Origin of the sequence: Solirhodobacter olei, assembly GCF_004010155.1 — a bacterium.
GTDB classification, from domain to species: Bacteria; Pseudomonadota; Alphaproteobacteria; order Rhodobacterales; family Rhodobacteraceae; genus Solirhodobacter; species Solirhodobacter olei.
This window is the reverse complement of the sequence record NZ_RRYH01000104.1, coordinates 1-398: the sequence shown is the minus strand read 5'-3', so window position 1 is coordinate 398 and position 398 is coordinate 1. Positions and strand designations below refer to the sequence as shown.

The following is a 398-nucleotide window of genomic DNA, read 5'->3' as shown; positions in this document are numbered from 1 at the left end:
GGGACCTTTGCGCCGGTCATGAAGGCCACGGCATCGGCCATGGAGTAGTCCTTGGGGTTGATGACGCAGAGCCGCTTGCCCAGCCGGTGGATGTGGATGCGGTCGGCGACCTCGAACACATGCGGCATGTTGTGGCTGATCAGGATGATCGGCATCCCCCGCGCCTTCACGTCGAGGATCAGCTCCAGCACCCGCCGGCTCTCCTTCACCCCCAGCGCCGCCGTCGGCTCGTCCATGATCACGACCTTGGAGCCGAAGGCCGCGGCCCGCGCCACGGCCACCCCCTGGCGCTGCCCGCCCGAGAGCGTCTCCACCGCCTGGTTGATGTTCTGGATCGTCATCAGACCCAGCTCGTTCAGCTTCTCCCGCGCGATCCGCGCCATCTCGGCATGGTCGAG

Annotated in this window: 1 protein-coding gene; it reads right to left on the bottom strand. The window is 67.1% G+C overall.

Annotated elements, in window-relative coordinates:
• Positions 1 to 398: ATP-binding cassette domain-containing protein (locus EIP85_RS22640; protein ID WP_164871877.1), on the bottom strand; the 398-nt coding region annotated here is incomplete at both ends.